Genomic DNA, 11,020 nt, shown 5'->3' with positions numbered 1-11,020 from the left:
CTTTCCAGTGAAGTTTTGGCCTGTCTCGTCATGGCGGCGAGCCTTGGGCTCGGCTAACCTCTTCTGCTTGTCCCCATCACGATGCAGGAGTGCGCCTTGATCGTCTATTTCGACCCCCGCCAGACCCTTCATGCACCCCTGCGCGAACTCCACAATGGAGAATGGGTTCCCTACAATGAAAAGCCTGATCGTGTGAAACACATTGCCGGCCAGTTCCCGGCGCTCAAGGTGCCGGTCGATCACGGTATGGGGCCCTTACTTGCCGTGCATGATGCGCGGTATCTGGAGTTTCTGCAGACCGCGCACAGCCAGTGGCTCGCCGCCGGAAGGGCAGGGGATGCGATCGGTTATACCTTTCCGGTCGTCCGGCGCCGGATCGCGGATCTCGTCCGCATCGATGCCAAGATGGGCCAGTTCAGTTTCGATGCATCAACCCCGATTGCGGCGGATACCTGGAGCGCTGCGTACTGGTCCGCGCAGTCTGCCGTGGCGGCCGTGGCCCATGTCCAGGAAACTGGCGCCAGGAGCGCCTTTGCCCTCTGCCGGCCGCCAGGCCACCATGCCGGCCGTGATTATATGGGCGGGTACTGCTATCTGAATAATGCTGCGATCGCGGCCCGCCACGCTCAACAGCTTGGCCGCAAGCGGGTCGCGATCCTCGATATCGACTATCATCACGGAAACGGAACGCAGGACATCTTCTATGAAGATCCCGACGTGCTGTTTGTGTCGATCCACGCCAACCCGCAAACAGACTATCCATTTTATTGGGGGCATGCAGATGAACGGGGCGCTGGAGACAGCAATCTGAATCTGCCATTACCGCATGGAACAGAGATAGACGCTTATCTGAAAACGCTGGGCATTGCGCTGGAGGCGATTTCCAACTGGGGCGCAGATTTCCTGGTGCTGTCTTTTGGCGCCGACACTTTTGAAGATGATCCGATCTCGAACTTCAGGATACTGCACAAGGATTTCGCCACCCTCAGCCAGGCCATTGCCGGCCTGTGCCTGCCGACCGCTATTGTGATGGAGGGCGGTTATAATGTGGCGGCGCTGGGAGACAATGTCGCTGCTTTCATCAGGGCATTTGACTAGAAACGCCGGACAAAAAAGAAGCGGCGGACGTGGGAGGAAACGTCCGCCGCTCTGTCTCGGGTGATGATCCGGTCAGTTGAAATTGTACCGAAGAGACATGCCGATGCTGCGTGGCCGGGTTACCGAACCCGCAAAGGCAAAGGGCGCATTCAGGATTCCATATTCATCAAAAAGGTTCTTTGCGAACAGGCTGAGCTGGACATTGCTCGACACGTCGAAGGAAGCATTGAGGTCAAAGATATGGTAGTCGCCCTTTTCCAGGCTGCCAGCAAAATCCACCGGGGCTTCGGAAAGGTAGCGGTGGTTCAGGGACACGAAGGGCTGCCAGGGAAGCGTGTCGAACCGGTAGGACGCGGTGTTCGCGATGGTCCATTCAGACGCGCCCGGAAGACGGGTTCCAGCGGGCGCATTCTCACCGGGCAGCAGGCTGGAAAGGCGGGCATCATTATAGGAAATGCTCGTTGACAGATTGAGCTGCTCGGTGGCCGCAATCGTGGCAACCAGCTCTACGCCGTCAATTTCGGCGCCGCCGCCATTCACGGTGTAGGCCCTGTAATCGCTGGTAAACAGGCGGGCCTGAACGTCTTCCCAATCAATATGATAGACGGTGGCATCCAGGAAAATCCTGTCATTCATCAGGTCAATCCGTGCGCCGATCTCATAGTTCTTGGTGGCATCGCTGCCAAAGGCCAGCGGAAGATCGGGAGAGGCCACCGAATAGACGTTAACCCCACCAATCCGGAAACCCTCAGAATAGAGAGCATATACCATTATGTCATCGTTGGGGGTGTAGGTCAGCGAAACCTTCGGCACAAAGCTCGATTCCTTTCCAGCCGGAGGCTGGTAATCGAACGGGTCGATAAGGTTTGCGTTTGGCAGATAAGTCAGACGCGGGCTGGATTCGTATTCGAACAGGCGTCCTCCCAGCGTAAGCGAAAGCTGATCAGAGAACGCATATTTGATTTCACCGAACAATGCCTGTTCGGTCACCGAATTGGAGCTGACCGTCCGCTCTGACAGGTCGCCGGGAGCCAGGAGACTGCCGGGTTGATTGTTGAACTCGGCCGGATTGGCGTCGATATAGGCGGCGATGCCTTCCAGATAGAGCGCGTCAGTATTCTCGGACTTGAGTTTCGTATAGTTGGCCCCGACAATCCATGTCAGCGGGCCTTCATCCGGGGATGTGAGGCGGACTTCCAGATAGTCGGTTGTCGACTCGCCCGAGCCGGACGAGAGAAGAGGGGTGTTTGTGCGCGGGTCGTTGCCGCCGAAAATCGAATAGTCGAATGCCAGGTCGGCGGACTTTTCAACATAGGATCCCACGACGGTCAGGGTTGCAAAATCAAACTCCTGATCCAGACGCAGACTGTGAAGCGTGAAGTCCGTATTCTGATATTCTGCAACATTGGTGGCGCGTTCAAAGGTTTCCGGATCCGCGCCAAACAGCACATATGTCTGATCATCAAGGGTGTATTTCTGATACATGCTCAATGCGGAAATGCGGGTCGTCTCGGTCGGTGTGAAAACGACAGAGGCGCGCAGGCCATCTACACCCAGATCGTTGCTGCCGTCTTCCCCCAGGAGCGTATTGTCAAGGTAGCCGGAGTCGAAGCGTTGCAGCCCCACCAGGCGGATGGCGAGTTTGTCCTTGATCACGGGCAGGTTGATCATGCCCTTTGCGGCATAGGACAGTTCGTCCACGCCCTTGGTTGACGCGATCATGCCTTCCAGGCCCGCCTCCATTCCGCTCGGGTCGGCTTCCTTGGCAACATAATTGATGGCGCCGCCGAGGGAGGACGAGCCAAACAGTGTGCCCTGCGGGCCGCGCAGAACCTCGACGCGCTTCAGGTCGAAAGAGTCAACGTCCGGAATGACCAGAGGGAAGCCGGGCTCGATCAGCGGGATTTCGTTGAGATAGTAACCCGTCGCGGTCTGGTTGGCCTCATGATACGTCGTCGAGGCAACGCCGCGGATCACTACTTCCGACACCCCGGGCTGATAGTCGTTGAATACGACGCCTGGAATGCGCGTGATATAATCGGAAAGGCTTTGCGCGTTCAGATCCTGAAGCGCCGATTCTGAGAGCGCGGAAATGGATCCTGGAACTTCTCTGAGCGACTGTTCCCGCTTGGAGGCCGTCACAAGAATGGTTTCGTTGACCAGCGCAGATTCTGGCTTCTCCGCTTCCTGGGCAATGGCAAGGCATGGAAACAGGCCGATTGCCAGAACAGAGCAACTGGCGAGGAGTGGTACTTTCAAGGTCTTGATGAGCATGGTCTTCCCCGTGTTGAGACACATTCACAATGGTTTGCAAATTGGGTCTTTGCTCTTTCACGGGGGTCAGATGCTAACTGTGGTGGGCCAATCCCTGGGCTTCGCCCTGAACGGGGGCGGCAAAAAAACTGGAGGTCTTGGGAGATCCTTTGCGGGCCGGGCGCCAAAAAATTCCGTAAGCGGATATATGGGATTGTAAAACAGGTACGCGATGGCGCGAAACCCGCTGCGTGCCAAATTCATAGACGATCCTGCTCAACTTGTTTGCATTCCGGGTGGATGCGGGAGCGATTATTGTGGGACACATTTACAATTGAAAGCTGATGTGGAAGTTGTGAGCGATGCAGGCTAAGATGTCCACCTAAGCTTTGTGCGGGGTGTCTGGGCGTCAGGTGCGGTGTTGAGGCAACACTGCCCGTTGGGTAGGTTTCACAGGCAATTCGGAAGCCCGGTTTCCTGGGGGATGACAGGTTGGCCACTGGTCGCGGTGATCGATCCAGTCCGGGCGCGCTTTCATGCGCCCGAAGCGAAAGCACCGCCAGAACGCCGGGGCAGGGCCGCCGCCAGGAAATAGAGTGATCCCTATCCGGAATATAATGGCCGGTGATGTTTCATGGGTTGGTCACGAAGACCTCGAGGCATGGAAAATCCGGCAATTTGGGATACTCATTGACTGGATTATGCGCAGAGGGCAGCTTCCAAAAGTATATCCGGTGCGAAGCCTTGATGCGCAGCAGCAACAGGGCCACGCATGTCAAATGTGGAACAGATGCGGGCGTGGACGTGAGCAATTCACCTGTGGGGTCTCTGCCAATAGACCAGAGCGGCCGGCCAGCGCCATCGGGCGGTAGCCGGTCACAAGCGGTTGCCGTCGAGGAATTGTACCGGACCTACTGGAAGGATCTCTGCCAGCAGCTCCGGAGGGCATTTGGCTCTGGGCCGCCCGAACCCGAAGATGTTGCGCAGGCTGCCTTTGCGCGGTTTGCCGAGCTTGGTGAGGCTGTGCAGGTCCGCAATCCACGGGCCTTGCTGCTGGTGACGGCCCGCAACATCGTCCTGGATCACAAGCGCCGGAATGGGCGCCATGCCGCCTATGCCCGGTCGATGCAGGCTGAACTCCTCAACGCAGGTCAGGATGATATTTCGCCCGAGCGCGCCCTGCTGGATATGGAGCGGCTCGAGATTGTCAGGCGCGCCATTGATCAGTTGCCGCACAAGCAGAAAGTCGTGCTCAGCCTCCACAGGCACCGGGGATATACCTACCAGCAGATTGTCAAGGAAACGGGCTGGTCATATGGGGATGTCTACCGTCAGATGGAATCGGCGCTTGCTTCGCTCTCCGCAGCGTTGAAAAACTGATCAGAATACTAACCGGCCGGGGGATAGGTGATCTGACGTGACTCAGGACAACTGCAAGGAAAACCGGATAGAGGCGGCCGCCCGTGGTTGGGCGGTCTATCTGCATTCCGGCGATGCGCGGCCAGAGAAGATCGCAGAGTTCAATGCCTGGCTCGCCGCAGACCATGTCCATTCACTTGCCTTCCGGCGCTATGAAAAATTGATGAGCGATCTGGCGCTGATCCCGGAGCTGGGCGATGTCGAAATCGCCCCCGGGCCAGTTCCGGCGCCTGCGTGGCGCCCGCTCGTTCACCAGCCTCAACAGCTGATGGCGGCAATTGCCTTGATGGTAATGGTTGTGGGCGGCGCGGTGATTGGCTTGGGTGTCTCCTTGCCCGGTTCGTCTGTGGCTGATCCGGCCTATGAAACGATGATTGCGGAAATCCGCGATATCCATCTGGCTGATGGCAGCGTCGTGACGCTCGGCGCCCGCTCCCGTATCGAACCGGCGTTTACCGAAACGATGCGCATCGTGAAGCTTCAGGAAGGGGAGGCCTTCTTCGATGTGGCGTCGGATCCGGTGCGTCCCTTTTACGTCGAGGTGGGGGACCGCCTGATCCGCGTGGTGGGAACGCGCTTCGATGTGCGCCAGGGGCCCGAGACGGTAAGGGTCGCGGTAGTGGAGGGGGTTGTCGAAGTGCTTCAGGCCGAGACGCCGCAGCAGGCCGAGGCGTCCCGCGAGGTCATAGAGAAGAACGTGCTGCGGGCCGGCGATGAAGTTGTGGCGCGCATCGGATCTTTGGAGGCCATGCTCGGCGCCATAGAGCCGGCAGAGGCGGCGCCCTGGCGGCGCGGATGGCTGACCTATGAAAACGCCAGCCTCGCCGAGATCGTGTCGGATGCCAATCGCTACAGCCGCCGTCAGATCATCCTGGACGAAGAAGGTATCGGCGATCTGAGGATGACAGCAGCCTTCAGCGTGGAAAAGATCGACCAGTTCGCTGCGGGCCTTGAGGTGACCTATGGTCTGGTGGCGGATTATTCGGACCCCGGCAGGATTGTTCTGAGCGGTTCGTAACCCCCGCAAAACTCCCAGGCGCGCTTAAAAGTTGGGTGAGCCCTGCTCAAAACATGCGCATATCCGGGCGCGTGTAAGAAACATTCAACGCAGAACCTCATTTATTTTGGATAATTGCCGCTGCACGCTCGTCCTCATTCATGAGGGCCGCCTGCAGGGGGCGCCCGTATCGGGGTTACACATACATGCGCAAGACGCTTCCTCCACTTCTCCGGGTCAGCCTGGCGAGCGCAGTCTCGGTGACTGCTTTGCAATTCGCGGCGGCTTCCGCCCAGATAGCCACCAGCTCACCGGCGGCATTTGAGATCGAATCCCAGTCGCTGGCCAAGGCGCTGGTGAAGTATTCCGAACAGTCGCACATGGTAATTGTGGCGCCTGTGGAACTCGTGAGTGGCAAGACATCTGCCGCTGTTCAGGGCGTGTTTCCGCCCGAGCAGGCCCTGAGTAACCTGCTGACGGGTACGGGCCTGACCGTTCAGACACACAAAAGCGGCGCCCTTACGCTCCAGCTCGCCTCGGTCGAGGAGGGCCGCAGCCCGGCCCGCCCTTTAGTGATGGCGCAGGCGGTGACCACGACGCCGCAACCCGCGTCAGCGCCGGTAACTAGTCCTGCAGAGGATAGTGTCAGCGTCCAGGAAACGGTCATCGTGACCGGTGTTCGCGGCGCGCCGCGCTCGATCATCGAAAGCCCGACGCCGATCGATGTGTTTTCCGCCGACGATATTCAGCAGGGCAGCCCCACCGGCGTGTTTGAATCCCTGCGGTATCTGGTGCCGTCCTTCAACCTGCCGACCCGCGCCGGCGGTGGCACGGCCACAGTGATCGCTACCGGCGGCCTGCGCGGCCTGAACCCAGACCACACCCTGGTCCTCGTCAACGGCAAGCGCCGCCACAAGACGGCGCTGATCAACTCGGTCTCGTCGCTTTATAACGGCGCTGCGGGCGTTGACCTCAACATGATCCCGTCCTCGGCGATTGCGCGTATCGAAGTGCTGCGCGATGGCGCGGCGGCCCAGTATGGGTCCGACGCTATTGCCGGTGTCATCAATATCATCCTGAAGGACAGCCCCGAAGGCGGCGAGGCTTCAGTCAGCTTCGGCGAGAATTTCGACCGTTCGGACGGTGAGTTCCTGACCGGCTCTCTCAACCAGGGCTATGCCATCGGCGAGTCCGGCTTTGCGCATTTCTCTTACAGCTATATGGATCGCAACGCTTCCAACCGCGCCGTGCCGATCGCCGATTCGGTAAATCTTTATCCGCTGCTGCCCGGCAATGTGCGCGATCCCCGCGAAGCGACGATTGACCGGCTCGTGACGACGAATTACGGCGCCTTCCCGCAAACATCCCACACCTTCGGCCTCAACCTTGGCTATGAAACCAATGGCGTCGAACTCTACGCCTTTGGTACTTATGGGGCGCGGACGTCCGTACTCGACTGGTCCTATCGGGCGCCCAACAACATCGCCTCCCTGCCGGAGGTTTATCCCAACGGCTTCCGGCCGCGTCTCACGATCTATGAAGACGATTTCGAGATCGCCGGAGGCGTTCGTGGAAATTACAATGGATGGGATTGGGATCTCTCTTCCAACTACGGCACAGACATCACCGACTGGGAGAATGACAACGGCCTGAATGCCAGCCTTGGCCCGACGAGCCCGACGCATTTCGAAGTCGGCCGGCTGATCTCCTCCGAATGGGTCAACGCGTTCGATGCGACCCGCCCCTATGATCTTGGCAGCTCCGGCGAACTGCAGGTGTCTTTCGGCCTCCAGCATCGTCTTGAGAAATACGAGATCGAGGAAGGCGACGAACCCAGCTGGGCCGCGGGCACCTATGTGCGTCCGGTGGGCCAGCAGTTCGCCGGGCAATTGCAGACTCCCGGCTCTCAGGCCACACCCGGCTTCCGTCCGGATGATGCCGGCTCGATTGATCGCAACAACCTGTCCGTCTACGGTGAACTTGGCTGGAGCGCGACCGACAAGCTCTTTGTCTCCGGCGCGCTGCGATTCGAGAGCTTCGATGACGACGCCGGCGAAGAGCTGATCTACAAGCTCAACGGCCGGTATGAACTTACCGACTGGCTAGCGGCGCGGGCCTCCTACAACACAGGCTTCCGGGCGCCGACCCTGGCCCAGCAGGCCTATTCCTCCACGACGAGCCAGTTCCGCGATCTGGACGGGGACGGCGAGAATGAGCTGCTGCTTCTGAAGAACCTGCCGGTCAATTCTGCGGCGGCCATCGCTCTCGGGGCCAGCCCCCTCGTGCCAGAGACCTCGGAAAACATCAGCTTTGGCTTCACACTGACGCCGCTGAACAATCTGGCGATCACCATCGATGCCTACCGGATTGATGTGGATGACCGGATTGCCGTGACGACGACCTTCTCGTCGCTCGACGCCCGGATCCGGGATATTCTTACGGCGAATGGCCTGCCGGCGGAGATCAGCGGGCAGTACTACACCAATGCCATCGATACGCGAACGGAAGGTATCGATGTGGTGGGTACCTACACACTGCCGACGGACAGTTTTGGTGATTTCGCCTTGAAGGCCGGTTACAACAAGAATGAAACCGAGATCACCGGCATCATCGAAAATCCTCCGGAACTCGCCGCCCTGGGGAATGTCGTGATTTTCGACCGGAGCAAGCAGAACGCCCTGACCACCGCCATTCCGGATTCCAAGATCACGCTCGGGCTGGACTGGACTTTCGGCGGCTTCTCGGCAAATGCGCGCACCACTCGGTTTGGTTCTTATACCGTCCAGAACGCAACCAATCCGGCTGCAGACTATGACGTTGATCCCGCATGGATCACTGATCTGGAGATCGGTTATGCCATCAGCGAAGCGTTGAGCGTGTTTGCCGGGGCCAATAACGTGTTCAACGAATATCCTCAGGAGATTGCGGCGCCCGGATCAACGACGGGATCGAACATGTACAACACGTTCGCGCCTTTCGGCTTCACGGGCGGCTCCTGGTTCGTTCGTGGTGTCTATAAGTGGTAAGGTGAGGTATATGGCCCGGCACATCGCTGCCGGGCCATATCCATTCTGCAGGCAGATAAAATTGAGAGGATTTGAGGGATGAAACAATTGAGGTTAGCTGCGGCCGGCTTGCTGGTGATGGCCCAGCTCGGGCTCGCAGGATGCGCAAGCGGCGGAGACGCCGCATCAACCCTCGCCGAGGAGAGCGCGCCCGCGCCGCTTCAGGCCGAGATTCTCTGGGATACCTATGGCGTGCCGCACATCTATGGCCCGGATGCCGAGACCGTATTCTACGGCTATGGCTGGGCACAGGTCGCCAGCCACGCCAACACGGTGCTGCGCCTCTATGGCGAAGCGCGCGGCAAGGGCGCCGAATATTGGGGCGCTGAGTATGAAGAGACCACCAAATGGCTCGTCATGAACGACGTGCCCGCACGCGCGCAGCAATGGTATGATGCCTATTCGCCGGAGTTCCGTGCAAAGATCGATGCTTTCGCCGAAGGCATGAACGCCTATGCGGCTGCTCATCCCGAAGCGATTGACCCTGAACTCGCCATCGTCCTTCCGGTCAGCGGCGTGGATGTTGTCGCCCATGCCCACCGCCTGATGAACTTCATCTACGTTGCCTCGCCCGGCCGGGTGGCAGGGGAGGGCGATCCGCCCGAGCTTTCCGAGCAGGGTTCCAACACCTGGGCTGTCGCGGGCTCGAAGACGGCATCTGGCAATACGCTGCTGCTGCAGAATCCGCACCTTCCCTGGGGAACGGGATATTTCATCTATTACGAAGCCCACCTCACAGGCCCCGACTTCGAAATCTATGGTGCCACACAGATCGGCCTGCCGGTCATCCGCTTTGCCTTCAACCAGCAGATGGGTATCTCAAATACCGTCAACGGAATGCTGGGCGCCACCACCTATCAGCTGACGCTGCAAGACAATGGCTATCTTTTTGACGGCGAAGTGCTGCCCTTCGAGGTTCGCGAAACCGGATACAAGCTCCGCCAGGAAGATGGCAGCCTGCTGGATGTGCCCGTCTCTGTGCGCTCCACCGTTCATGGCCCGGTCTTCGACAAGCCCGACGGCACAGCGGTTGCCCTGCGCGTTGCCGGCCTCGACCGGGGCGGCATGCTGGAACAGTATTTCGACATGGTCACCGCCGACAGCTACGCGGATTTCGACGCCGCGATGAGCCGCCTGCAGGTGCCGACCTTCAATATCTCCTACGCAGATCGCGACGGGCATATCGAATACACCTTCAACGGCATCGCGCCTAAGCGCGCTTCGGGTGATCTTGCCTTCTGGCAGGGCCTCGTGCCGGGCGATACGTCCGAATATCTCTGGACGGAGGTTCACCCCTTCGAAGATCTTCCGCGCGTGACAGATCCCGCGACCGGATTTGTTCAAAACTCCAACGATCCGCCATGGGAGGCGACCTATCCTGTCGCCTACAAGCCGGAAGACTTCCCGCCCTATCTCGCCCCGCGCACGCCGCTCTCCATGCGGGCCCAGGAATCCATCCGGATGATGGCGGAGGCAGAGAGCCTCACCCTGGACGATTTCGTCGAGCTGAAGCTCTCCGCTGATGCGCTGATGGCGGACCGCGTACTGCCTGATCTGCTGGCCGCTGCCGCCAATGATCCGGACCCGGAGATGCAGATTGCCGTCCAGATCCTGTCCGACTGGGACCGCACATTCTCCAGCGATAATCGCGCCGGCGTTCTTTTCGAGGAATGGGCAAAACTCTTTTCCGGCCCGCGCATGACCGGGCAGGCAGGCTTTGCCGTGCCCTGGTCGGCGGATAATCCGATCAACACGCCTTCAGGCCTCAAGGACCCGGCTGCTGCCGTCGAGCAGCTGCGAAAGGCAATTGCGTCGACCAAGGAGAAATATGGGCGGATCGATCCCGTCTATGGCGAGGTGTCGCGCTTCATCCTTGAGGATGTGGATGTGCCTGGCCATGGCGGTTTTGGAAACCTGGGCGCCTTCCACGTCATCACCTGGTCGGACCCGAACGGCGAAGGCGTGCGCACGCCCACGCATGGGGAAACCTGGGTGGCGATGATCGAGTTTTCAACGCCCGTGAAGGCCTACGGCCTGATGAGCTATGGCAACTCCCGCCAGCCCGGCACCGCCCATTACAGCGACCAGCTGGAGATGCTCTCGGAAGGAAAATATCGTGAGCTCTGGCTGCTGCGCGATCAGGTTGAAGCCAATCTTTCCGAACGCACGCCGCTCAATCGTTAATCCG

Annotated in this window: 6 protein-coding genes; 5 read left to right on the top strand and 1 reads right to left on the bottom strand. The window is 59.3% G+C overall.

Features of this window, described 5'->3' with window-relative positions; genetic code table 11:
- Window positions 1–96: 96 nt before the first annotated feature.
- Window positions 97–1,098 carry a histone deacetylase family protein gene (locus tag HPO_RS07520; RefSeq protein ID WP_157532719.1) on the top strand — a complete coding sequence of 334 codons (1,002 nt, stop codon included), beginning with the start codon at window positions 97–99 and terminating at the stop codon, window positions 1,096–1,098.
- Between the two features lie 72 nt (window positions 1,099–1,170).
- Here HPO_RS07520 and HPO_RS07515 read toward each other — a convergent pair whose 3' ends face one another.
- Window positions 1,171–3,372 (bottom strand): TonB-dependent receptor, encoded by a 2,202-nt coding sequence (locus HPO_RS07515; RefSeq protein ID WP_035596674.1) that lies wholly within the window; start codon window positions 3,370–3,372, stop codon window positions 1,171–1,173.
- Between the two features lie 783 nt (window positions 3,373–4,155).
- Here HPO_RS07515 and HPO_RS20225 point away from each other — a divergent pair.
- The 4 genes from HPO_RS20225 to HPO_RS07495 all read left to right on the top strand — a co-directional run bounded on the left by HPO_RS20225 (window position 4,156) and on the right by HPO_RS07495 (window position 11,016).
- Window positions 4,156–4,731 carry an RNA polymerase sigma factor gene (locus tag HPO_RS20225; RefSeq protein WP_162174023.1) on the top strand — a complete coding sequence of 192 codons (576 nt, stop codon included), beginning with the start codon at window positions 4,156–4,158 and terminating at the stop codon, window positions 4,729–4,731.
- 37 nt (window positions 4,732–4,768) lie between these two features.
- Entirely contained in the window at window positions 4,769–5,788 is a 1,020-nt protein-coding gene (locus HPO_RS07505) for a FecR family protein (protein WP_035596486.1), read from the top strand.
- 185 nt (window positions 5,789–5,973) lie between these two features.
- Window positions 5,974–8,793 carry a TonB-dependent receptor gene (locus HPO_RS07500; protein WP_035596483.1) on the top strand — a complete coding sequence of 940 codons (2,820 nt, stop codon included), beginning with the start codon at window positions 5,974–5,976 and terminating at the stop codon, window positions 8,791–8,793.
- A 78-nt stretch (window positions 8,794–8,871) separates the two neighbouring features.
- A complete protein-coding gene (locus tag HPO_RS07495; protein WP_035596480.1) occupies window positions 8,872–11,016 on the top strand; it encodes an acylase in 2,145 nt (714 codons plus the stop codon).
- Window positions 11,017–11,020: the final 4 nt, after the last annotated feature.

Source organism: Hyphomonas polymorpha PS728, assembly GCF_000685315.1.
GTDB lineage: Bacteria > Pseudomonadota > Alphaproteobacteria > Caulobacterales > Hyphomonadaceae > Hyphomonas > Hyphomonas polymorpha.
The sequence above is the reverse complement of the archived record's forward strand: the minus strand, read 5'-3'. Positions and strand labels throughout refer to the sequence as shown.